Source organism: Streptomyces sp. GL_148, assembly GCF_057834205.1.
Genome location: NZ_CM174396.1, coordinates 3,082,442 through 3,106,586 on the forward strand (window position 1 = coordinate 3,082,442; position 24,145 = coordinate 3,106,586).

The 24,145-nt window shown below is 71.3% G+C and carries 10 protein-coding genes; 6 read left to right on the top strand and 4 right to left on the bottom strand.

Annotation, left to right across the window (positions count from 1 at the left end; all coding sequences use genetic code 11):
* Positions 1 to 24: 24 nt before the first annotated feature.
* Positions 25 to 14,325: an amino acid adenylation domain-containing protein gene (locus AC3IYI_RS14085; protein WP_489410504.1), complete on the bottom strand. Its 14,301-nt coding sequence runs from the start codon at positions 14,323 to 14,325 to the stop codon at positions 25 to 27.
* A 248-nt stretch (positions 14,326 to 14,573) separates the two neighbouring features.
* On the opposite strand from AC3IYI_RS14085, the gene AC3IYI_RS14090 reads away from it, so the two are divergent.
* Positions 14,574 to 15,656, top strand: coding sequence for a MupA/Atu3671 family FMN-dependent luciferase-like monooxygenase (locus AC3IYI_RS14090; protein WP_489410505.1), 1,083 nt, complete (start codon positions 14,574 to 14,576; stop codon positions 15,654 to 15,656).
* A gap of 14 nt (positions 15,657 to 15,670) precedes the next feature.
* Here the strand turns inward: AC3IYI_RS14090 and AC3IYI_RS14095 are convergent, their stop codons facing one another.
* Positions 15,671 to 16,246, bottom strand: a complete 576-nt coding sequence (locus AC3IYI_RS14095) for a hypothetical protein (RefSeq protein ID WP_489410506.1) — start codon at positions 16,244 to 16,246, stop codon at positions 15,671 to 15,673.
* Between the two features lie 321 nt (positions 16,247 to 16,567).
* Here AC3IYI_RS14095 and AC3IYI_RS14100 point away from each other — a divergent pair, with 321 nt between their 5' ends.
* The gene (locus AC3IYI_RS14100) at positions 16,568 to 17,311 is read left to right on the top strand and encodes a thioesterase II family protein (protein WP_489410507.1); all 744 of its coding nucleotides are present in this window, start codon (positions 16,568 to 16,570) and stop codon (positions 17,309 to 17,311) included.
* Positions 17,312 to 17,331: 20 nt separating this feature from the next.
* Here AC3IYI_RS14100 and AC3IYI_RS14105 read toward each other — a convergent pair whose 3' ends face one another.
* Positions 17,332 to 17,904 carry a hypothetical protein gene (locus AC3IYI_RS14105; RefSeq protein WP_489410508.1) on the bottom strand — a complete coding sequence of 191 codons (573 nt, stop codon included), beginning with the start codon at positions 17,902 to 17,904 and terminating at the stop codon, positions 17,332 to 17,334.
* A 288-nt stretch (positions 17,905 to 18,192) separates the two neighbouring features.
* Between AC3IYI_RS14105 and AC3IYI_RS14110 the strand changes: the two genes are divergently transcribed.
* From AC3IYI_RS14110 to AC3IYI_RS14125, 4 genes are all read left to right on the top strand, one after another.
* Positions 18,193 to 19,188: an ATP-binding cassette domain-containing protein gene (locus tag AC3IYI_RS14110; RefSeq protein WP_489410509.1), complete on the top strand. Its 996-nt coding sequence runs from the start codon at positions 18,193 to 18,195 to the stop codon at positions 19,186 to 19,188.
* Positions 19,185 to 19,979, top strand: a complete 795-nt coding sequence (locus AC3IYI_RS14115) for an ABC transporter permease (protein ID WP_489410510.1) — start codon at positions 19,185 to 19,187, stop codon at positions 19,977 to 19,979. Before AC3IYI_RS14110 ends, AC3IYI_RS14115 begins: the two co-directional genes overlap by 4 nt.
* Positions 19,980 to 20,031: 52 nt before the next feature.
* A complete protein-coding gene (locus AC3IYI_RS14120) occupies positions 20,032 to 20,637 on the top strand; it encodes an NADPH-dependent FMN reductase (RefSeq protein ID WP_489410511.1) in 606 nt (201 codons plus the stop codon).
* Positions 20,638 to 20,737: 100 nt separating this feature from the next.
* Positions 20,738 to 22,891, top strand: coding sequence for an MMPL family transporter (locus AC3IYI_RS14125; protein ID WP_489410512.1), 2,154 nt, complete (start codon positions 20,738 to 20,740; stop codon positions 22,889 to 22,891).
* A gap of 83 nt (positions 22,892 to 22,974) precedes the next feature.
* Here the strand turns inward: AC3IYI_RS14125 and AC3IYI_RS14130 are convergent, their stop codons facing one another.
* Complete coding sequence (locus AC3IYI_RS14130; protein ID WP_489410513.1) at positions 22,975 to 23,886, bottom strand: AfsR/SARP family transcriptional regulator; 912 nt, start codon at positions 23,884 to 23,886, stop codon at positions 22,975 to 22,977.
* Between the last annotated feature and the right edge of the window lie 259 nt (positions 23,887 to 24,145).

Sequence of the window (24,145 nt, forward strand, 5' to 3'; positions counted from 1 at the left end):
CATCTTCAAAACCCGACTTGGCCGTCACAGCGTTCTCCATTCGTCTTCCAGCAGGTCGATCTCGTCCTGGTCCAGTGCCACGAGCGCCAGGTCGGACGGCGTCCAGCCGCCTGACTCGGGGGTGTCCACGTGCACGGAGAGTGCTTCCAGCGCCCGGAACCAGCTCTGTGCCAGCTCCTGGACATCGGCTTCGCCCATCACCGCCGCGGGCCACGACCAGGTGGCCACCAGCTCGGGTCCGCCGGGGCGGTCCAAGGTCACGGCGTTGAGTTCCAGCCCGTACGGCGTGCGCAGGTCCGCGTCCTGACCGTCGGCCAGGTGCTCCCCTTCGGGTGCCGCAGACCAGTCCGCAACCTCGGAGCCCGGCTCCGCAACCGCGAACCGGCCGAGGTAGTTGAAGCCGATCCGGGGTGTGGCCAGCTCCGCCAGCACGCCCCCGGTGTCCTCATTCAAGTGGCGCAGCAGGCCGAATCCCATGCCTCCGTCAGGAACCTGCAACTGTTCCTTGATCCGCTTGGCGACACGGCCCGCGACCGGACCGCCGGCCCAGAACTCGGGCCAGTCGACGGTGCCGGGGTCCAGCCGCACCGGGTGCAGGCTGGTGAGCCAGCCGACGGTGCGGCTCAGGTCCGCGCCCGGGGCGAGCTCCTCGCGGCCGTGGCCCTCCAGTCCGATCAGAACTGGCAGGTCGGTGCCACTTCGCCGGCGCCGCCAGTCGGTGACGGCCACCGTCATGGCGACCAGCAGGACATCGTCCACGCCTGCGTGGAAGGCGGCCGGCACCCGGGTGAGCAGCGGCTCGGTGGCCGCGGCCGGGAGGGTGAGGGTGAGCTTGCGGACCGTGCCCACGACATCGCGGACGGGGTCGAGGGGCCCGCCCAGCGGCGCGTCGGGCCCGGCCAGGGTCCGGTTCCAGTGCTCCAGCTCGGCGAGCCGCCGCGGACTGCGGGCCTCGGCGTGCAGCAGCTCGGACCAGCGGCGCAGGGAAGTGCCGGCCGGGGCGAGGCGGACCTCGCCGCCCGCATCGAGCTGCTCCCACGCCTCCTTGAGGTCCGGCAGCAGGATCCGCCAGGACACGCCGTCGACCACGAGGTGGTGCAGGGTGAGCAGCAGGCGCCCGGGGCGGTCCGGACCGGCGTCGAACCAGACGGCCTGGAGCATCGATCCGTCGCGCGGCGCCAGCCGCCGCCAGGCGGCCTCGGCCTCCTCCTGCAGCACCGGCAGCAGCCCGTCACCTTCGACGGCGCCGATGTCGCGGCGGGTCAGGAAGGAGGCGGCCGGCAGGGTGCCGGGCGCCGGGATCTCCATCCGCCACGCGCCCGCCGGGTCTTGCGTCAGCCGCAGCCGCAGCGCGTCGTGGTGGTCGACCACCGCTTGGAGTGCGTCCGCCAGCCGGCCGGCGTCCAGGCCCGCGGGCACCTGGATCAGCATCGACTGGCTGAACCCGTCGATGCTGCCGCCGCGTTCGCGCAGCCAGTGCGCGATGGGCAGCGGGAGCAGCTCGCCGGTGGCGACGTCGGGCTCCACCGGTGCGCTGTCGTCGGCCTCGGTGGCCACGGCGGCCAGGGCGGCGACCGTCTTGCAGGCGAAGATGTCCTTCGCCGAGATCAGCAGACCGGCCCGGCGGGCCGCCGACACGACCTGGATGGAGACGATGCTGTCGCCGCCCAGCTCGAAGAAGCTGTCGTCGATGCCGACCCGCTCCAGGCCGAGGACTTCGGCGAACAGCCCGCACAGGATCTCCTCGGTGCGGTCGCGCGGGCCCCGGGAGCCCTGCACCGCCTCGTGGACGGGCGCGGGCAGCGCCTTGCGGTCGAGCTTGCCGTTCGCCGTGACCGGCAGCGTGTCCAGCACGACGAACGCCGACGGGACCATGTACTCGGGCAGTTCGGCGCCGAGCTGCTTGCGCAGGACCGCCGTGTCCGGCTCGATGCCCGCCTCGGAGACGACGTAGGCGACGAGCCGGCGGGCGCCCGGCTGGTCCTCGCGGACCACCACGGCGGACTGGGCGACGCCGCCGCAGCGGCCGAGTACGGCGTCGATCTCGCCGAGCTCGATCCGGAAACCGCGGATCTTGACCTGGTCGTCGGCCCGCCCGAGGTACTCCAGCACCCCGTCGGCCGTCCACCGGGCGATGTCGCCCGTACGGTACATCCGGGCGCCGGGCTGACCGTACGGGCTTGCCACGAAGCGTTCGGCGGTCAGGCCCGGCCGGCCCAGGTAGGCCCGGGCGAGCTGGGTGCCGGCGAGGTAGAGCTCGCCGGGCACGCCTGCGGGGACCGGGCGCAGGGCGGCGTCGAGCACGTACAGCGCCGTGTTCCAGACGGGCCGTCCGATGGGGACCGTGACGGCGTCCGGTTCGGGGCTGCACTCCCAGTACGTCACGTCGACGGATGCCTCGGTGGGCCCGTACAGGTTGTGCAGCCGGGCTCCGGGCAGCACCTCGGCGAACCGGTTCTGCGCTTCCACGGGCAGCGCTTCACCACTGCACATGACCTGCCGCAGCGAGGTGCAGCGCCCGGCGGTCTGCTCGGCCAGGAACACCTGGAGCATCGAGGGCACGAAGTGGGCCGTGGTGACCCGCTGTTCGTCGATCAGCGCCGCGAGGTAGGCCGGGTCGCGGTGGCCCTCGGGCCGGGCCACGACCAGGGTGGCGCCCTCGATCAGCGGCCAGAAGAACTCCCACACCGAGACGTCGAAGCCGGACGGGGTCTTCTGCAGGACCCGGTCGCCCTCGGTCAGCCGGTACTCGGACTGCATCCAGGCCAGCCGGTTGACGATGCCGGAGTGCGGCACCATCACGCCCTTGGGGCGGCCGGTGGAGCCGGAGGTGTAGATCACGTACGCCGTGTGCTCGGGCGCGATCCGCTCCGTGCCGGGCAGGTCGCCGCAGTCCCGGCCGGCGAGCTCCGCCACGGTGTCCGGGGCGTCGAGCACGACGACCTCGTGCCCGGCCACGGCCTCACCGGGCAGCCGGCGTCCGGTCTCCTCGGTGGTCAGCAGCAGCTGCGCACCGCAGTCGCCCAGGAGGTAGGCGATCCGGTCGGCCGGGTAGTCCGGGTCGACCGGCACGTACGCGGCGCCGGTCTTGAGGACCGCGAGCAGCGAGACGATCAGCTCGAAGGAGCGCGGCACGGCCAGGGCGACGAACCGCTCGGGTCCGGCGCCGCGCCCGGCCAGGAACGCGGCCAGGCGGTTGGCCCGCGCGTTCAGCTCGGCGTAGGTCAGTGCCTCGCCCTCGAAGACCACGGCCGTGGCGTCGGGGGCGACGGCCGCACGGTGCTGGATCAGGCCGGGCAGGGTGTCCGGTGCGACATCGTGGAACGTGTCGTTCCAGCCGTCCAGGACCAAGTTCCGCTCGTCCCCGGTGAGGATCTCCAGTTCGCCGACCGGGCGGCCGGGGTCGGCGACGGCTGCGGTGAGCAGCCGGATCAGCCGCTCACCGATGAGCTGCACCGTGCCGGGGTCGTAGAGCTCCGCGGCGTACTCGATCTGGCCGAGGAGTCCGTCGGGCTCGCCGCCCTCGGTGAACTGCTCCCCGAAGGCGAACTGGAGGTCGAACTTGGCCCCGGCGGAGGTCACGTGGTCCAGCCGGATGTCCAGCTCCGGGCGGACGGGCGCGTCGGCGGACATGTTCTGGAAGCTGAGCATGACCTGGAAGAGGGGGTGCCGGGAGAGCGAGCGCTCCGGCTTGAGCACGTCCACCAGCCGCTCGAACGGCAGGTCCTGGTGGGCGTGGGCGGCCAGGTTGACGCCCCGGACGCGCTCCACGAGTTCCCGGAAGTCCGGGTCGCCGGAGACGTCCGCGCGCAGGACCAGGGTGTTGACGAACAGGCCGACGAGGTTCTCGGTGGCCTGGTCGGTACGGCCCGCCAGGACCGTGCCGAGCGGGATGTCGGTGCCGGCGCCGAGGCGCGACAGGGTCGCCGCGAGTCCGGCCTGCATCACCATGAACAGCGTCGAGCCGAGCTCCCGGCTCAGGCGCACCAGGGCGCGGTGCAGCTCCGGCTCCAGCCGCAGATCGGCGAAGCCGCCCTCGTGGCCGGCGACGAGCGGACGCGGCCGGTCGGTGGGCAAGTCGAGCTGGGTGGGAAGGCCCGCGAGCTGCCCGGACCAGAACCGCTCCTGCTCGGCGAGCAGCGCGGCCGGGTCGTCCTCGTCGCCGAGGAGTTCGCGCTGCCACAGGGTGTAATCGGCGTACTGCACCGGCAGCGGCTCCGCGACGGGCGCGGCGCCGTCCAGCCGTGCGCCGTAGGCGTCGAACAGATCGCGCACCAGCGGTTCGACGGACCAGCCGTCCGAGGCGATGTGGTGGGTGACCACCAGCAGCACGTGGGTGTCCTGGCCGAGCTCGAACAGCACGGCACGCAGCGGAAGGTCGGCCGCGAGGTCGAATCCGGTGGCCGCCGCGGCGGCGAGATCCTCTGCGAGGGCCTCCTCGGTCGAGGGGGCGACGACGAGCTCGATACGGGCCGCGCCGGGCGCCAGGATCTCCTGGTGGGGTACGCCGTTGATCTCGGCGTACCGGGTGCGCAGCACCTCGTGCCGGTCCAGCAGGTCGCCGAAGGCGGTCTCCAGCGCGGTCCGGTCCAGCGGGCCGGTCAGCCGCAGCGAGAACGGGATGGTGTAGAGCGGGCTGGGTCCTTCGAGCTGGCCCAGGAACCACAGCCGTCGCTGGGCGTAGGACAGCGGGATCAGCTCGGGCCGTTCCCGCACGGCGAGCGGGCTGCGCGTGGCGGCTCCTCGGTCGCCGAGGATCTGCGCGAGACCGGCCACGGTGGGCCGGTCGAACAGATCGCGTACGGACAGTTCGGCGGCGAGCGCCGCACGGATGCGGCTGATCAGGCGGGTGGCGAGCAGCGAGTGCCCGCCGAGGTCGAAGAAGTTGTCGTCGATGCCGGCCTTGGGCAGGTCCAGCACCTCGGCGAACAGGCCGCACAGGACCTCCTCGGCCGGGGTCCGCGGACCGCGTCCCGCAGCGGAAGCCGTGAACGCGGGCGCGGGCAGCGCCTTGCGGTCCAGCTTCCCGTTCGGAGTCAGCGGCAGCGCCTCCAGGGTCACGAAAGCACCCGGGACCATGTACTCCGGCAGCTCCGCCGCCAGCGCCTCCCGCAGACCCGCCGCATCCGGAGCGGTCTTACCGGCGGCCGGGACCGCATAGCCCACCAGGACCTGGAGCCCCGGCGTGTCCTCGCGCACCACTACGGCGGCCTGCGCGACACCTTCGACGGATGCCAGGACCGTCTCGATCTCGCCGAGCTCGATGCGGTGACCGCGCAGCTTGACCTGATGGTCGGCCCGCCCCAGGAACTCCAGCTCACCATCGGTCCGCCACCGCGCGATGTCGCCCGTGCGGTACATCCGCACGCCCGGCGCACCGAACGGATCGGCCACGAACCGCTCACCCGTCAGCGCGGCACGGTTCAGATAACCCCGCACCACACCATCACCGGCGATGTACAAGTCGCCCGCGACACCCGGCGGAACCAGCCGCAGGCGCTCATCGAGGACGTACAGCTGTGTGTTCCACAGCGGACGGCCGATCGCCGGAGCCCGCCCGTCATCACGTACCTCCGACATCGACGACCACACCGTGGTCTCCGTCGGCCCGTACATGTTCGTCACACTCGAACCCAGACCGGCCATCGTCGCCGCGAGACCGGCCGGCAGCGCCTCACCACCGACCAGCATCGTCAGACCACGCACCGCCTCCGGCTCCTGGGCCGTGAGCGCCTGCCACAACGAAGGCGTCGCCTGGAGCATCGTCGCCCCGTGCGCCGTCGCCAGCGCGGCCAGCTCCGCGGGATCACGCACCGCATCGCGCGAAGCCACCACGACCCCGGCACCGCTGATCAACGGCAGGTACAGCTCCAGCGTCGCGATGTCGAAGGCGATCGTCGTCACGGCCAGCAGCCGGTCGCCCGGCGCCGGTGCGAAGCGTTCCCGCACCGAGCACAGGAAGTTGACCAGGGTGGACCGGGGCACGACCACGCCCTTGGGCTTGCCCGTCGAACCCGACGTGTAGATCACGTACGCGGGATGCGCGGGGTCCACCGCGACCACCGGCACCTCGGCCGGCGCCGCCTCGACCAACGCCACCACCGCGGGGTCGTCGAGCACGATCTCCTCGACACCCGCGCTCAAGGCCGTACCGGACGTCGTCACGGCGAGAACGGGACGGCTGTCCTCCACCATGTACGCCACACGTTCCGCCGGATACTCCGGATCCAACGGCAGGTACGCCGCACCCGTCTTCAGCACCGCGAGAAGCGCCACCAGCAGATCCGCGGAACGCGGCAACGACAGCGCCACGAACGTCTCCGGCCCCGCACCACGACCCGCCAGCACGTGAGCCAACCGGTTCGCCCGCGCATCGAGCTCGCCGTACGACAGCTGACCCGTACCCGCGATCACCGCCACGGCATCCGGATCACGCACGACCCACTCCCCGAACAACCGCAGGAAGTCGCCCGCCGGAACGTGATCCGCAGTGCGGACCCCCGCGTCGGCGAGCAGCGCCCGCTCGTCATCGAGGAGCACCGCGGTGTGCCGCAGCGGCGCGTCGGGAGCCCAGGTGACCTGCTCCAGGAGCAGGGCGAGGCGCTCGGCCATCCGCTCGACGGTGCCGCGCTCGAACAGGTCGGTGCGGTATTGGATGAAGCCGGTGATGCCGTCCGGAGCGCCTTCGGCGGACTGCTCGGACAGCACGAACGACAGGTCGACCTTGGTGGAGGTCAGTTCCACGGGCTGTGAGCGCACCTGGACCCCGTCGAGCGCGAGATGCGCGTCGGCGATGTCCTGCATGGTGAGCATGACCTGGAACAGGGGGTGCCGAGCCAGGGAGCGCTCGGGGTTCAGGGCTTCCACCAGCCGCTCGAAGGGCACGTCCTGGTGGGCGTACGCGCTCAGGTTCCCGGTGCGAACGCGGTCCAGCAGCTCACGGAAGGTCGGGTCCCCCGACACGTCCGTGCGCAGGACCAGCGTGTTCACGAAGAAGCCGACGAGGTCCTCGGTCGCCCGGTCCGTCCTGCCCGCCACGGCCGTGCCCAGCGGGATGTCGGTCCCGGCGCCCAGCTGGGAGAGCAGTGCGGCGAGCGCGGCCTGGAGGGTCATGAAGACGCTGGAGCGGGAGTCTCGGGCCAGCTCGGCCAGCCGCTGGTGCAGCTCGGCCGGCAGGTCGAGGGGCACGGTGGCGCCCTCGGTCCCGGCGACGGGCGGGCGCGGCCGGTCCAGCGGCAGCTCCAGCTCGGCGGGCACTCCGGCCAGCGCCCCGGTCCAATGGGCGACCTGCCGGGCGATGATGCTGTCCGGGTCCTCCCCGTCGCCGAGGAGCTCGCGCTGCCAGATCGCGTAGTCCGCGTACTGGACGGGCAGCGGCTCCCACTGCGGGGCCGCGCCGCACGCACGCGCCGTGTACGCCTCGGACAGGTCGCGCAGCAGGGGCTCCGCCGACCAGCCGTCGCTGGCGATGTGGTGCAGCACGAGCAGCAGTACGTGCTCGTCGTCGCCGAGCTCCACCAGATGGGCGCGAAGGGGGAGTTCGGTCGCGAGGTCGAAGCCCCGGGCGGCCTCGCGGGCGAGCACGGCGGGCAGTTCGCCCTCGGTGCTCCGCTCGGCCGTGAACACCGCAGCGGCCTGCTCCACGGGCAGGATGTGCTGGTACGGCACGCCGTCGCGCTCGGGGAACAGGGTGCGCAGGCTCTCGTGCCGGGCGACCACGTCGCCGAGCGCCGCGCGCAGCGCCGCACGGTCGATCCGTCCGGTCAGCCGCAGCGATTCGCCCAGGTTGTAGCTGGGGCTGGGGCCTTCGAGCTGGTTGAGGAACCACAGCCGGCGCTGGGCGTACGAGAGCGGCACCGCTTCGGGGCGCTCGGCCGGCACCAGGGCGGAACGCACCGGCCCGACCTCGCCGAGGGACTCGGCCAGCTCCGCCACCGACGGGCGGTCGAAGAGGTCGCGGACCGCGAGTTCCACCGACAGCTCGGCACGGATACGGCTCACCAGACGGGTGGCGATCAGCGAGTGGCCGCCCAGATCGAAGAAGTTGCTCTCGACACCGACCTCGGCCAGGCCCAGAACCTCCGCGAACAGCCCGCACAGAGCCGCCTCGACCGCCGTGCGCGGAGCACGCCCCGCCGTGACCACGGCTGCCTCGGGCGCCGGGAGCGCCTTGCGGTCCAGCTTCCCGTTCGAGGTCAGCGGCAGCTCCGGCACGAACACGAAGGCCGACGGAACCATGTACGCGGGCAGGGCGGCGGCGAGTTCGCCGCGCAGCTCCTCGGCCCCCGCGTCCGTGCCGGCCTCGGGCACCACGTAGGCCACCAGGCGCTGATCGCCGGGCACGTCCTCCCGGACGACGACGGCGCACTGGCCCACACCCGCGGACCGGTCCAGCACGGCCGCGATCTCGCCGAGCTCGATGCGGAAGCCGCGGATCTTCACCTGGTCGTCGGCCCGGCCCAGGTAGTCCAGCACCCCGTCCCCGGTCCACCGCGCCACATCACCCGTGCGGTACATCCGCGACCCCGCGGCACCGAACGGATCGGCCACGAACCGCTCCGCCGTCAGCCCGAACCGCTCCGCGTAACCACGCGCGATCTGGGCGCCCGCGAGGTAGAGCTCTCCCGCGACACCCGCGGGGGCGGGGCGCAGCCACTCGTCCAGGACATAGGTACGGGTGTTCCACACGGCCCGGCCGAGCGTGGGCACGGCCGCGTCGGCGACCGGCCAGTAGACGGTCTCGACCGTCGCCTCGGTGGGTCCGTAGCAGTTGAGGCTGCGGGTGTCGGGCGCCGCGCGCAGCGCGGACCACAGCCCGGCGCTCATGCCCTCGCCGCCGACGATCATCAGGGCGGGCCGGTGTCGCTCGTTGTCGAGCAGGCCCTCACGGACGAGCTGCTCGACGAAGGAGGGCGTCAGGTCCAGCATGTCGATGCGCCGGTCCGCGATGTAGGCGGCGAGCCGTCCGGCGTCCCAGCGGACGTCGTCCTCGATCAGGTGCAGCTCGTGGCCGTCGAGCAGCCACATCATCGCGTCCCACGACGTGTCGAAGGTCATCGAAGCCGTCAGCGCGGCCCGGATCGGCCCGTCCTGCCCGTCGCGGGCGGCCACGGCCTGCGCGGAGGTGCGGACGAACTCGGCCTGGTGGTGGTGGAAGAGGGCGTGCACGTTGCGGTGCTCGACCAGGACGCCCTTGGGCAGGCCCGTCGAGCCCGAGGTGTAGAGGAGGTACGCGGGGTGGGAGGGCAGCAGCGGCGCGCGGCGGTCCCGGTCCTGCGGGTCGGTCGCCGGGCGGGCCGCGACCGCGTCCGCGGTCTCCCGGTCGTCGAGCAGGAGCAGCTCCGTGCCGGCCGGGGCCGTGAACCGGTCCGCGTGCCCGCGGAGCGTCACCACGACCGCCGGGGCAGCCTCGGACAGCATGAACTCCAGTCGGTCCGCAGGCCCGTTGGGATCCACGGGGTGGTGGACCGCGCCCGCCTTCAGGACCGCCCAGAGGGTGACGAGGGCGTCCTCGGTGCGGGGCAGTGCGACGGTGACCACCCGCTCGGGGCCCGCGCCGAGAGCGATCAGCTGGTGGGCCAGCCGGTTGGCGCGCTCGTTCAGCTCGCGGAAGGTGAACCGGACGTCGGCGAACACCAGCGCACCCGCGTCGGGGGTGCGGCGGGCCTGCGTCTCGAACTGGGCGACGATCGTCCCCGGCTCGAATCCGGTATCCGTGCCGCTCCACTCGCCCAGGCTCCACTCGCCCACGATCTGTTCGCGCTCGTCCCCGGTGAGCAGGCTCAGCTCGTGGAGGGGCGCGTCGGGGGCGGCGGTGACCTGCTCCAGCACCCGGACCAGGCGACGGGCCATCCGCTCGACGGTGCCGCGCTCGAACAGGTCGGTGCGGTACTCCACGTAGCCCCCGACCCCGGCCGCAGCGCCGTCGGCGGTGTGGCGCTCCAGCAGGTCGAAGGACAGGTCGGTGGTCGCGGTCACCCGCTCGCCGGGCACGATCTCGGCGCGCAGCGGGGCGAAGGGGACCTCCGCCTCGGGGACGTTCTGCATGGTGAGCATGGTCTGGAAGAGGGGGTGGCGGGCCAGGGACCGCTCGGGGTTCAGCGCCTCGACGAGCCGCTCGAAGGGCACGTCCTGATGCGCGTACGCACTCAGGTTCCCCGACCGGACCCGGCCCAGCAGCTCCCGGAAACTCGGATCGCCCGAGACGTCCGTGCGCAGCACCAGCGTGTTCACGAAGAACCCGACCAGGTCCTCCGTCGCCCGGTCGCCGCGCCCGGCCACGACCGTCCCCAGCGCAATGTCCGTACCCGCACCCAGACCCGACAGCAGCGACGCGACCGCCGCCTGCACCACCATGAACACGCTGGAACGCGACTCGCGCGCCAGCTCCACCACCCGCTCGTGCAGATCCGCCGGAACCTCGAACGCCACCGTGGCGCCCTCGGTCCCCGCGACCGCCGGACGCGGCCGGTCCAACGGAAGCTCCAGCTCCGCCGGCACACCCGCCAGCGCCTCCCGCCAGAACCCCACCTGCCGGGCGATCACACTCTCGGGATCGCTCTCGTCGCCCAGCAACTCCCGCTGCCACACCGCGAAATCGGCGTACTGCACCGGCAGCGGCTCCCACTGCGGCGCACCACCCGCCGCACGCGCACCGTAAGCAGCCGCGAGGTCGGCGACGAGCCGGCCGATCGAGGCGCCGTCACCGGCGATGTGGTGCAGCACGATCTGGAGCAGGTACTCGTCCTCGGCGAGCGCGTACAGCCGCGCCCGTACGGGGAGTTCGGCGGCCAGGTCGAAGGGGCGGGTCGCCTCGGCGGCCAGGTCGGGCCGCATCACTTCCAGTACGGGCAGCTCGACGGGCGTCGCCCCGACGTGGAGGACCTGCTGTCGCGGGACTCCGTCGGTTTCCGGGAACACGGTGCGCAGGCTCTCGTGCCGGGCGAGGACATCGGCGTACGCGGCTCGCAGGGCCTCCTGGTCGAGCGCACCGGTCAGCCGCAGCGAGAACGGGATGTTGTACGCGCCGCTGGGGCCTTCGAGCTGGTTGAGGAACCACAGGCGGCGCTGCGCGTACGACAACGGGACCGTCCCGGGCCGCTCCACCGCCACCAGCGCGGGCCGCACCGGCCCCACCTCACCCAGCACCTCGGCCAGCTGCGCCACCGACGGACGGTCGAACAGGTCCCGCATCGCCAGCTCGACCGACAGCTCCGCCCGGATCCGGCTCACCAACCGCGTCGCGATCAGCGAATGCCCGCCCAGATCGAAGAAGCCGTCGTCGATACCGACGCTGTCGAGCCCCAGCACCTCGGCGAACAGCCCGCACAGCACGGCTTCCACCGCCGATCGCGCGCCGCGGCCCGCCGGCGGCAGCGCGGCCTCCGGCGCCGGCAACGCCCGACGGTCCAGCTTCCCGTTCGACGTCAACGGCAGCTCCGCCACCCACACGAAGGCCGACGGCACCATGTACCCCGGCAGCACCTCCGCGAGCTCCCCGCGAAGCCGCTCGGCCTCGGGCCGCGGCTGGGCGGCATCCTCCACCACGTAGGCGACCAGACGCTGGTCACCGGGGGTGTCCTCGCGGACGATCACGGCGCACTGGCCGACGCCCTCCGACCGGTCCAAGGCCGCGGCGATCTCGCCGAGCTCGATCCGGAAACCGCGGATCTTGACCTGGTCGTCGGCCCGCCCGAGGTACTCCAGCACCCCGTCCGCCGTCCACCGCGCCACGTCGCCCGTGCGGTACATCCGGGACCCCGCCCCACCGAACGGATCGGCGACGAACCGCTCCGACGTCAGCGCGAACCGCTCCGCGTAACCGCGGGCGAGGCCCGCGCCGGAGACGTACATCTCACCGGCGACACCCGGGGGGACCGGGCGCAGCGCCTCGTCCAGTACGTAGACCCGCAGGTCGGGGATGCCCCGGCCGATCAGGCTGCCGGCGCCCGCCGCGGCCGCGGCCCGGTCGAGCGCGAGGTACGACACGTGGACGGTCGTCTCGGTGATGCCGTACATGTTGACCAGCTCGGGCGCGTCGTCGGCGTGCCGGGCGTACCACTCGCCGAGTCGCCACAGGTCGAGCGCCTCGCCTCCGAAGACCACGTACCGCAGGGCGAGTTCGGCGCTGCTGTGCGGGTCGTCGGCGTCGGCCTGGATCAGCTGGTAGAAGGCGGAGGGGGTCTGGTTGAGGACGGTGACCCGCTCGCGGGCCAGCAGCTGCAGGAACTCGCCCGGCGAGCGCGAGACGTCGAAGGGCACGACGACCAGCCGCCCGCCGTGGAGCAGCGGGCCCCACAGTTCCCAGACGGAGAAGTCGAAGGCGGCGGAGTGGAAGAGGGTCCAGACGTCGTCCGCACCGAAGCCGAACCAGTGCTCGCAGGAGCGGAACAGCCGCACCACGTTGGCGTGCGGGATCAGCACGCCCTTCGGGCGGCCGGTCGACCCCGAGGTGTAGATCACGTAGGCGGAGTTGTCGGCGCGCAGCGGCGCCGGGCGATCGGCGTCCGTCAGATCGGTGCCCGGCTGCCCGGCCAGCAGCGCGGCCGTCTCCGGCGCGTCCAGGAACACCGGCCGGGCCTCGGTGCGGACCTCGGTGCCGAAACCGGCGGAGGTGAGCAGCAGCGGCGGCCGGGCGTCGGCGAGCATGAACTCGATGCGCTCCACCGGGTAGCCGGGGTCGACCGGGATGTAGGCGGCGCCGGACTTCACGACGGCCAGGAGGGCGACGACCAGGTCGAGGGAGCGCGGCAGGGCGACGGCGACGAACTCCTCGGGCCCCGCGCCCTGCGCGACGAGCAGCCGCGCCAGCCGGTTGGCCTTCTCGTTGAGCTGCGCGTAGGTGAGGTGTTCGTCCTCGCAGGTGACGGCGACGGCCGAGGGGGTGGCCGCCGCACGCGCCTCGAAGAGCCCGGCCAGGGTGTCCCCGCCGTCGTGCGCGGCCACGTCGTCGCCGCCCTGTTCGCCGGAGTTCCATTCCACGAGGGCGCGGTGGCGCTCCTCTGCGGACAGCAGCTGCAGGCCCGCGACCTTGCTGTCGGGCCGGGCACCGGCGAACGCCCGTACCAGGCGGGCCAGCCGGCGGGTGTGGTCCTCGACATCGGTGTCCGAGTACAGCAGCGGACTGGCCGAGACGTCGATGCGCGCGGAGCCGTCCCCGGTGCGGCTGTCGACGACCGTCATCAGGTCGTCGTCGTGGCCGCCGGCCAGGGTGCGGGAGGTGCACGCGTGTCCGCCGAACGACACGGCGGAGTCGTACATCACGATGTTCACGCGGGGGCCGACCAGGCGGCGGTTCGCGGCTAGTGCGCTCAGCTCCCGGCGCAGGTCCTCGTACCGGTAGCGCTGGTGGCGCAGGGACGCGCGCATCGCGCTCCGGACGTGGCCGAGCAGTTCGGCCAGCGTGTCCCCGGGACGGACCTCGATCCGCAGCGGGACGACATTGGAGACCATGCCCGGGATCCGCCGGACGGCGGCCGCACGGGCGGCGACCGGCATCGCGAGGACGACGTCCTGCTGCCCGGTCAGCGCGTGGACGTACGCGGCCTGCGCGGCGACGAACACGGCGGGCCAGGGCACCGCGACCTCACGGCACAGGTCGCGCAGGCCCTCCATCACGGACGCGTCGACGCGAGCGGAGGAGCGCAGCATGTCCTGCGGCATCCGCTGGGGCTGGGCGGCGAGACCGGCGACCTCGGGCAGGGTGGCGAGGTGTTCGAGCCAGTGCTCGCGGTCCTGCGCGTGACGCTCCGAGGACCGGTACGCCTCTTCTTCGGCGACCAGCTCGGCCAGCCGGCCGAACGTCGCCGCGGGCACGGGACGGCCCTCGGCGAGGGCGGTGTAGACCTCGGCCACGCGCTGGGTGACCAGTCCGGCGCCCACACCGTCGAGGACGATGTGGTGGCAGCGGAAGTACCAGGTGTACCGGTCTGCGCCCAGGCGCAGCAAGGCGAGCGTGGACAGCCGGTCGCCGGTCAGGTCGACGGGGTGGCCCAGGTCCTCCTGGATCCACCGCTCGGCCGCGGCATCCGGGTCCGCCTCGCGGCTCAGGTCGACGGTGTGGAGCCGCAGTCCGTCGGCGGGCGGCAGTACGCGCTGGCGGGGGCCCCGGCCGCTGCCGTCGTCGGCGAGGCGTACGCGCAGGGCGTCGGCCTCGGCCACCACCTGCGCCACTGCCGTCCCGAACAGCTCACCGTCTATGGCGCCGTCGATGTCGATTCGCTCGGCGAGGCTGAAGACGGGGCTTTCAGGCGCCAATTGCTGCGCGAACCAGATGCCCGTCTGTCCTGCCGTCAGGGACAGCCAGGACTCCTGGTCAAACATCATTTCACTCCCTGCCCGAGAAAGGTGGTCCACAGCACCGTAGGGAGGGCGGCAGGTGCCGGGCCATGGCACTGAAGAAACTTCGATACACCTCTGCGGCCAGGGCGATCAGCAGGCGCCGGGCAGGGCGGCCTTCATATCAAGGAATTCGATATAAGCGTTTTCACAGCACCGGGAATCACGGCCGCGGAAGCCGGTAGCGTCATCGCGCAAATGAACGCCGAAGCCACCTGAAATACCGACCGGAGACCATGATGGATTTCAGTCTCTTCTACTTCGCCAACAACGATTCCGAAGAGCACGACCGCTATCGCCTGCTGCTGGACGGCGCACGCTTCGCCGATGAGAACGGGTTCGCCGCCGTCTGGACGCCGGAGCGTCACTTCCACCCGTTCGGCGGGCTCTACCCCAACCCGGCGGTGACGGGCGCGGCGGTCGCGGCCGTGACCAAGCGGGTCGCGGTGCGGGCGGGCAGCGTCGTGGCGCCGCTGCACCACCCGATGCGGATAGCCGAGGAGTGGTCGGTCGTCGACAACCTCTCCAACGGACGGGCCGGGGTTGCCTTCGCCTCCGGCTGGCACGCGGCCGACTTCGCGCTGCGCCCGGAGAACTACGAGACCCGCAAGTCCGAGCTCATGAACACCATCAACACGGTGCGCGAGCTGTGGCGGCGGGGGTCCGTCCAGCTGACCGACGGCGCGGGCGAGCCGGTCGAGCTGACCATGTTCCCGCCGCCGGTGCAGCCCGAACTGCCGGTGTGGCTGACGAGTTCCGGAACGCCGGAGACGTTCACGCTGGCGGGCCGCGAGGGCGTCGGCATGCTCACCCACCTCCTCGGCCAGGAGGTGGACGTCCTCGCACAGCGCATCGCGGAGTACCGTCGCGCCTACCGGGAGGCCCACCCGGACGCGGCCGGTCAGGGTCATGTCGCGCTGATGCTGCACACGTTCGTCGGCACCGACCGCGAGACGGTGCGCGAGACCGTCCGAGGGCCCTTCTCGCGCTACCTCGCGAGCTCGTTCGACCTGGTGATCCGTGCGGCGGAGGCGGCGGGCGCCGAGGGAGCGGCAGTGTCCCGCGAGCTGAAGAACATGAGCCCCGAGGACGTGGAGTTCCTCGTCGGGCAGGCCTTCGACCGGTACTTCGACAGCAGCGGCATGTTCGGCACCGTGGACGAGTGCATGATCATGCTCAAGCAGCTCAAGGACGCGGGTGTCGACGAGGTCGCCTGTCTCGTCGACTTCGGCGTGGCCACCGACGTCGTCGTGTCGGGCTTCACCGAGCTGGCCCGGCTGCACGAGACCTGGCGGGCACAAGAGGCCCCGGCCGCGTGATCCTGCCCGGGCGGCTATCGCGCGGCGCGGGTGCGGCGCAGGTAGTACGCCCGGGTCACCACGGCCAGCAGCGGACCCCACGCGAGGATCGGCAGGTAGCAGGCCCACAGCGCCCAGGCGCCGGGGCCGCTGGTCGGGAACGCCTCGCCGTTGTCGTTCAGCGGCGGGACGAAGTGGAAGAAGTAGTTCAGGGTCGCGTACGCGCCCAGTGCCGTGGCGAGGAAGGCGCCGATCGAGGCCGGCACGACGGCCGCACGGACCGACACCGCACGGCCCCCGACGAACGGCACCCAGGCGGGCAGCCGTTCGCCCCAGGGCCGGACCAGCCCCAGGGTGAGCAACGCCAGGCACTCGGCCACCAGCGACAGTGACACGACGTACGGCCGCTCCCCCGGCAGCCACTCGTGGCCCGCGTACCAGTCCGGCCAGCCCACCACGAGCGCGATGCGCCACAGCCCCGACGGCAGCGCGCACAGCGGGATCGCGGTTGCCGCCCACCTGATGCCGCGCGGCACTTCGAGCGCGGCCCCGGCGGGGCCCCCGACCCTGCGGACACCGGTCTCGGCCGGCGTGACAGTGGTGGCGTTCATCTCTGGCTTCCTCTCACCTGCAAAACGGACCGGCTACAACCGGGAGTTCCCGCTCACGATCCTCGCGGCGGACCCGCCCGCCCCGCGTCCGCCTGCAGACCGGGCCCTCTCCCCCGGATGGGGGAGAGGCACCGGCACCCGAGACCGACCCGGGCTGACCGGGGCCGGCCGGGGCCGGCCGGGGCCGGCCGCAGGAAGCTGCCACCAGGCCCCGACGGGACCTGCAGCTTCCTGCCGACCGCGTTGTCCGCTGCCCGGCAACCCCACTAGACAGGGCGGCGTCCCAGGATTGCCGCACGAGATACACGAAGGATCAAGACTGTGTCTGCTGACACCGAGAGCACGTGGTTCCGGCGGTACGCACGGAGTGCGGCTCCGCGCCGTCGGCTGGTCGTCCTGCCGCACGCGGGCGGCACGGCCGGCTACTTCCACGCCTGGGGCCAGGGGTTCGACCCGTCGACGGAGGTCCTGGTGACGCGCTACCCGGGCCGGCAGGACCGGATCGGCGACCCCTTCATCGAGGCCATGGAGCCGCTCGCGGACGCCGTCACCGGCGCGCTGCTGCCCTTCCTCGACGTGCCCGTCGCCTTGTTCGGGCACAGCATGGGCGCCTCACTGGCGTACGAGGTGGCGCTGCGGCTGGAGAACGTGCACGGAATCCGGCCCGACGCCCTGTACGTGTCGTGCCGCAAGGCGCCGCACCGCGTCACGCCCGGCTCGCTCGACCTGGACGACCCCCGGGTGGTGGCCGAGGAGGTGAGGCGGCTGGGCGGCACGGACACCGCGCTGCTGGCGGACCCCGATCTGCGGGAACTGGTCCTGCCGGCGATACGCGCCGACTTCCGGATCGTGCAGGGGTACGGCCCCCGTGCCCCGCTGCCGGTGAACTGCCCGATCACCGCCTACCTGGGGGCCGGCGACCCCGGGGTCTGTGAGGCGGACATGCGGGCCTGGTCCGATGTCACCACACGGGACTTCGACCTGTCGGTGTTCCCGGGCGGCCATTTCTATCTCGCCGATCAGCGCCCCCAGGTCATTTCGGACCTGATGCGGCGCATGGGCTGACCGAGCGACCACAGGCGGCATCATCCACCGATGGTGACATTCCATTTGAGAATGACGGAAAGCGACATCAGAACGGTCAGCACCCAGATCGACGCGTGACAGATCCGGGAGATCCGCCGCACGGCGGCCTCCCGGATTCCGGCGTCCTTGAAATAGCGTCGGGCCGAGAGAATCAGACAGATTCCCATGGCCACAAACCACGGCTCGTAGAAGAATATGTTCCAGAGGTTCAGAGCCGTCACGTCCAGCGTGACCCAATCGCTGGGATAATCGATGTCATAGAATCCCAGGAGTTCCAGGAGCTGGGTGATGACACCGGCGGCCCCGTGCGCCACGGCGAAGACCCCGCCGACCAGTACCGGGGCTACGCAGCCGGCCAGCATCAGCCCCCGCGGAAACTCCTGACCTGCACGGACAGGGGACCATCGGGGGAGAGTTCGCACCTGCGGCTCGGTCAGGAAGAGGCAGGCCGCCCCGCCGACCAGGATGATCAGCCCGGCCACGTAATTGGCCATGTACCAGACGTCGAGGCTCTCCTCCGTGAAGCTTCCGGGAACACCTATGGTGCCGCCCGCAGCCTGATAGAAACGCACCAGGACAGCATATCCGACGGCCAGACCGAAACCCCACCGGCCGGCTGCCCTCCCGGACCTGACTGCACTCATTCCGCACCCCTTCACACATTCCTGACACGATGAAACAAGTTCATCATGGACCAGCGCCAGTCCCCTGAGAACATGCCGGAGGGCACACCTCCGGCATTTCGAAGAATTGAAATCAGTCTGGGCCCACGCAGGTCTCGACGATACATTCGACTCGCCGAATGCCGCTCTTGTTCCGATCATTCCGGAGTGGCGCCGACCATCAGCTGAGGAGGGCCTGTGGGCATCGCTATTTCCGCACAAGGGCTGCGCAAGCGTTACGGAGACCACGAGGCCCTCAAGGGCGTCGACCTCACGGTCGAAGAGGGCACCGTACTGGGCTTGCTCGGCCCCAACGGCGCCGGCAAGACGACGATCGTGCGCACCCTGGCCACGCTCATCGAGGCCGACGCCGGACAAGCCGTCGTGGCGGGGTACGACGTCGCCCGCGAGCCCCGCGAGGTGCGCCGCCGGATCGGCCTGACCGGCCAGTACGCGGCTCTCGACGAGCGCCTGACGGGCCGCGAGAACCTGGAGCTGATCGGCCGGCTGTTCCACATCGGGCGGGCGGCGGCCCGGAGCCGGGCACAGGAACTGCTGGAGCAGTTCACCCTCACGGAAGCCGCGGGCCGACGGGTCGGCACGTACTCCGGAGGCATGCGGCGCAGGCTCGACCTCGCGGCCAGCCTCATCGCCTGCCCGCCGGTCGTCTTCCTGGACGAACCGACCACGGGACTCGACCCCGCGAGCCGCAACGTGCTGTGGGAGATGGTCCGCGAGCAGGTCCGCAACGGTGTGACCGTACTGCTGACCACGCAGTACCTGGAGGAGGCCGACCAGCTCGCCGACCGGATCACCGTCATCAACGACGGGCTCACGGTCGGCGAGGGCACGCCCGACGAGCTCAAGAGCAAGGTCGGCGGCGAGCGCCTGGAGATCACCTTCACCGAGGCGGAGACGGCAACGGTCGCCGCGAAGGCCCTGCGCGCCGCCGGCTTCACCCCCTCCCTGGCGGTCCAGGCCCTGCACCGGATCTCCGCTCCGCTGGAGACCGGACTCGCGGGCATCGCCCTCGCGTCCACCACCCTCGACCAACTCGGCCTGGCCGTCGCCGACTTCTCGGTCCGCAAGCCGTCACTGGACGACGTGTTCCTCGAACTGACCGGCAAGCAGGGCAAGCAGGCCGCAGAGACCGAACAAGACATGCAGGAAGGCTCGGAGGCCGCGTCACGATGAATGAGGCACTGAACGACTCGGCCGCGCTCATCGGGCGTCACATGCGCCATCTGACGCGTGTGCCCGAGAAGTTGATCGGCGTCACCGTCATGCCCATCGCCCTGGTGCTGGTGTTCGGCTACCTCTTCGGCAGCGCCATGTCGGTCCCCGGCGGCGGCGACTACCACGAATACATCATGGCGGGCATCTTCGTACAGATGATGCTGGCGGGCATCGGCACCACCGCGATCGGCGTGGCCGACGACCTCAACAACGGCCTGGTGGACCGGTTCCGGTCCCTGCCGATGTCGCAGGTGGCCGTGCTGATCGGCCGTACCGCCTCCGACCTGGTCCTGACCTTCGTGTCCTGCATCGGGATCACCGTCGTGGGCTACCTGATCGGCTGGCGCACCCACGGCGGGTTCCTGAAGACGCTCGCCGGCTTCGGGCTGCTGCTCCTTCTCGGCTTCGCCGTCTCCTGGCTCGGCGTGCTCATCGGCCTGGTCGTGCGCAATCCGGAGGCGGTCAACTCGATCTCCGTGTTCATCTCGATGCCGCTGTCGTTCCTCTCGGCGGCGTTCATCCCGCTCAACAACCTGCCCACGTGGCTCCAGGTCATCGCCGAGTGGAACCCCATCAGCGCCGTCGTGAGTGCCGTCCGGGAGCTGTGGGGCAACCCGACCGCGGTGACCGCGGACAGCAGTTTCGCGCTCAGGCACCCGCTCCCCTTCGCGCTGATCGGCTCGGTCCTGCTGCTCGCCGTCATGGTGCCGCTGGCCAACCGCGCCTACCGCCGCGCGGTGGCCGCCTGACCGGATCACACGTCGCGGCACGGCCGTACGTACGCAAAGAACGGAGTGTGACATGACCAATCGCATCACGGTGCTCGGCATCGGCGGATCGCCCCGGGCGGGGTCGACGTCCGAGCGGGCGCTGCGGATCAGCCTGGAAGCGGCCGAACGCCGAGGCGCCCGCGTCGAACTGATCACCGGACCGGAACTCGACCTGCCGCTGTACGACCCGCGGACCCCGCTGCGCACCTCCCGCGCCCAGCACCTGGTCCAGCAGATCGCCACGGCCGACGGAATCATCCTTGCGACGCCGGCCTACCACGGCACCGTGTCCGGACTGGTGAAGAACGTCCTGGACTACGTGGAGGACCTGCGGGAGGACGCACGGCCGTACTTCACCGGGCGAGCCGTGGGCTGCCTCGCCGTCGGTCAGGGCTGGCAGGGCGCGGTCACCGCACTGGCGGGGCTGCGGACGACCACGCACGCGCTGCGCGGGTGGCCGACCCCGCTCGGCGTGCCGGTCAACACCGAGACCGGGGTCTTCCGCGGCTCCGAACGGTGCAGCGACCCGCGGATCGAGGCCCAGCTGGAGACCCTGGGCGACCAGGTCGTGGAGTTCGCCCAGATGTACGAGGCGCTGGAGTCGGCGCGGCTCGTCGGCGCGTCAGCCGCCGGCTGACAGCGCCTGATCAGAAAACAGGACAGGCAGTGGAAACGAGAGTGGAGCAGTTGTGGGCACACTAGGCCGTTGGTGCTTCCGGCACCGGTGGATCGTCATCATGCTGTGGATCGTCGCCTTCGCGGGCGTCACCATGGCCAGTTCGGCCGCGGGCGGAGCCAAATACTCCAGTTCGTTCTCGCTGCCGGGCAACGAGTCGACCAAGGCGCTCGACCTGATGAAGGAGGCGTTCCCGCAGCAGTCGGGCGAGTCCGCCACCATCGTGTGGAAGGCCTCGTCGTCGGTCCGCGACGGACAGGTCGAGCAGAAGATGTCGAAGCTCCTCGGGGACGTGGCGAAGCTTCCCGGGGTGGGGCAGGTCGTCAGCCCGTACGCGCCGGAGGGCGCGGCGCAGATCAGCGAGAACGGAAAGATCGCTTACGCGCAGGTCACCTTCACCCAGTCCTTCGACAAGCTGAAGGCGCAGGACGTCAAACCGCTCCTCGACGCCGCCAAGGCGGCGCGCGGCGACGGCCTCCAGGTGGAGCTGGGCGGCAGCGTGATCACGCTGGCGGACGCGGCCCCGGCCAACATCAGTGAGATCGTCGGCGTCCTCGTGGCCGCGATCGTGCTCTACCTCGCCTTCGGCTCCTTCCTGGCCATGCTGCTCCCGGTCGTCACGGCGATCTTCAGCGTCGGCCTCGGTATGAGCGCCATCGCACTGTTCACCCACACCGCCGACGTGCCGGCCTTCGCCTCCATGCTCGGCACGCTCATCGGCCTGGGTGTCGGCATCGACTACGCCCTCTTCATCGTCACCCGCTACCGCACGGGCATCCGCAACGGGCTCGCTCCGGAAGAGGCCGCGGTCCAGTCGATCAACACCTCCGGCCGCGCCGTGCTGTTCGCGGGCGGCACCGTGTGCATCGCGCTGCTCGGCATGCTCGTCCTCAATCTGAGCTTCCTCAACGGGGTGGCCGTCGCGGCGTCCATCGTCGTGCTGGCCACGATGGCGGCCGCGGTGACCCTGCTGCCCGCGCTGCTGGGCCTGATGAAGGTCAAGGTGTTCAACCGCCGTCAGCGGCGCCGGATGGAGCAGGCCTCCTCCCAGAACGAGGAGAAGGCCACCCTCGCCGAGCGCTGGTCGCTGCTCGTGGAGCGCCGACCCAAGGCCCTGGCCGCGGCCGCCCTCGTCGTCATGGTCGCCCTCGCCGTCCCGACGATGTCGCTGCGGCTGGGCTTCTCCGACCAGGGCAACAGCCCGACCGCCACCACCGTGCGCAAGGCCTACGACACGCTGGCCGAGGGCTTCGGCCCGGGCTCCAACGGCCCGCTGCAGCTCGTCGTCGTGCCCGGGAACCCGTCGGACGGCAGCGCGCTCGACTCGCTGGTCTCCAAGGTGCGCGACACCGAGGGCGTGGCCCAGGCGGTGGCACTGCCGCCGGTGCCCGGTGCCCCCATACGCATCGTGCAGGTCGTACCGACGACCTCTCCGCAGTCGGAGGAGACCTCCGAACTGATCACCACGCTGCGCGAGGACGTCATCCCCGGAGCGGTCGAGGGCAGTTCGCTGGACGTGTACGTCGGCGGCGCCACGGCGATCGCCGACGACTTCGCCGAGGTGCTCTCGGCCAAGCTGCCGCTGTTCATCACCGTGGTCGTCGCGCTCGGCTTCCTGCTGCTGATGCTCGCCTTCCGCAGCTTCGTGGTCCCGGCCACCGCGGCCGCGATGAACCTGATCGCCGTCGCCTCGTCCTTCGGTGTCCTCGTCCTGATCTTCCAGTGGGGCGTGGGTTCGGACCTGCTCGGCGTGGGCAAGGGCCCGATCGAGGCCTTCCTCCCGGTGATCATGCTGTCGATGCTGTTCGGCCTCTCCATGGACTACCAGGTCTTCCTGGTCAGTCGCATGCACGAGGAGTGGGTCAGCAGCGCGGACAACACCCGCGCGGTACGCACCGGCCTCGCCGAGACGAGCCGTGTCATCAACGCCGCGGCCATCATCATGATCGCGGTGTTCGGTGCCTTCATCCTGGCCGGCGAGCGCACCATCGCCATGTTCGGCATCGGCCTGGCGGCCGCGGTCGCACTCGACGCGTTCGTGCTGCGCACGATGCTGGTGCCCGCTCTGATGCACCTCTTCGGCGCCTCCAACTGGTGGCTGCCCTCGTGGCTGGACCGGCTCCTGCCGCGCCTGACGGTCGAGGGCCCGTCCCCGTCCGTGCCCTCGCAGACCGCGCAGGACGAGAATCCCCGGGTGCTCAGCGGCAAGAACTGAACGGACTCAGCCTGATCCGTGGGCGGATGGTCGCAGCAGCGACCATCCGCCCACGGCGTTGTACCCGGTGCTTCCCGGCCCGCTCAGCCGAACGGGCCGCGGCGGGCCAGCGGGAGGCGCGGAGTCGGGACGAAATCGTCCTCCGCCGCCCCACTGTCCTGACGCAGGGCCGACAGCACCATCAGCTGCGGGTCCTGGAGCAGCAGTCGCGCGTGGAGTGCCCGCAGGGCCGAGCCCGGCTCCACGCCGAGCTCCTGGATCACACGGGCGCGCTGGACGGCGTACACCGACAGCGCCTCGTTGCCGCGGTCCGAGCGGTAGAGCGCGAGCATCAGCAGCCACAGGAAGCGTTCCCGCAGCGGGTACTTGTCCACCGCGTAGTACAGGTACGGAACGGCGTTGCGGTGCCTGCCCAGCTCCAGTTCCAGCTCGGCCCGCACCTCCATGTCCGCCAGGAAACGCTCCTGGCGGTAGAGCCGTTCACGGTCGAGCATGGGCCCCTCGAGCCCTTCCACCAGCGGCCCCGTGGACATCGTGCGCGCCTTCTCCAGCAGCCCGACAGCCTGCAGGATCTCGCCCTTGCGCGCGGCGGCGATGCCGCCGGCCGCCAGCTGTTCGTAGTCGTACAGGTCCACTTCGGAGTCCCCGATGTCCATCCGGTAGCCGCCGGACGACCACTCCAGGGAGACTCCCCCGCCGTCGCTCCCGTTGGTCGACAGGAGGCCCCGCAGGCCCGAGACGGATTTCTGGATCAGGTTCTTCGCGTAGGCCGGATAATCCTCCCCCCAGAGGGCCTCGATGAGCTGGTCGACACCGGTCTCCAGCCCTGGTCTGAGCAACAGCACTGCCAGCAGGGCCCGTTGTTTGGGCGGGCCCAGCTCCAGCACCTTCGTTCCCCGGTTGGTCTGTAATGGCCCGAGGAGACGGAACCGCAGTCGCGACGAGCCTCCGTCGCCTCCCTTGAAGCCGCGCTCGCGCAGCAATACACCAGACATTTCTACTCCCCCAAGTAAAACCTTCGTAAGGCTAGGTATTACCGACTGGTTCTCACCGCCCGAAATCCGGATGAGAGGGAGCTCACATCACCCGACGTCTTGACGGCGTCCGGTATTTGAGAAACACGGAGGGAGAGCGTCCGCGACGACGGCGCTCCCAGGGCCCGTCCCGAGCTCGGCCGACGTCGCCCGAAGGCCCTCCCGTGGACGGTCAGCGATTACTCCAGCGGGCAGTCAAACCCCGTCCTCCAAGGTGGAC

Bases quoted from the DNA above. Each gene is read 5' to 3' on its own strand.
- AC3IYI_RS14085 (WP_489410504.1), bottom strand. From the start codon at position 14,325: ATGATGTTTGACCAGGAGTCCTGGCTGTCCCTGACGGCAGGACAGACG.
- AC3IYI_RS14090 (WP_489410505.1), top strand. From the start codon at position 14,574: ATGATGGATTTCAGTCTCTTCTACTTCGCCAACAACGATTCCGAAGAG.
- AC3IYI_RS14095 (WP_489410506.1), bottom strand. From the start codon at position 16,246: ATGAACGCCACCACTGTCACGCCGGCCGAGACCGGTGTCCGCAGGGTC.
- AC3IYI_RS14115 (WP_489410510.1), top strand. From the start codon at position 19,185: ATGAATGAGGCACTGAACGACTCGGCCGCGCTCATCGGGCGTCACATG.
- AC3IYI_RS14120 (WP_489410511.1), top strand. From the start codon at position 20,032: ATGACCAATCGCATCACGGTGCTCGGCATCGGCGGATCGCCCCGGGCG.
- AC3IYI_RS14125 (WP_489410512.1), top strand. From the start codon at position 20,738: ATGCTGTGGATCGTCGCCTTCGCGGGCGTCACCATGGCCAGTTCGGCC.
- AC3IYI_RS14130 (WP_489410513.1), bottom strand. From the start codon at position 23,886: ATGTCTGGTGTATTGCTGCGCGAGCGCGGCTTCAAGGGAGGCGACGGA.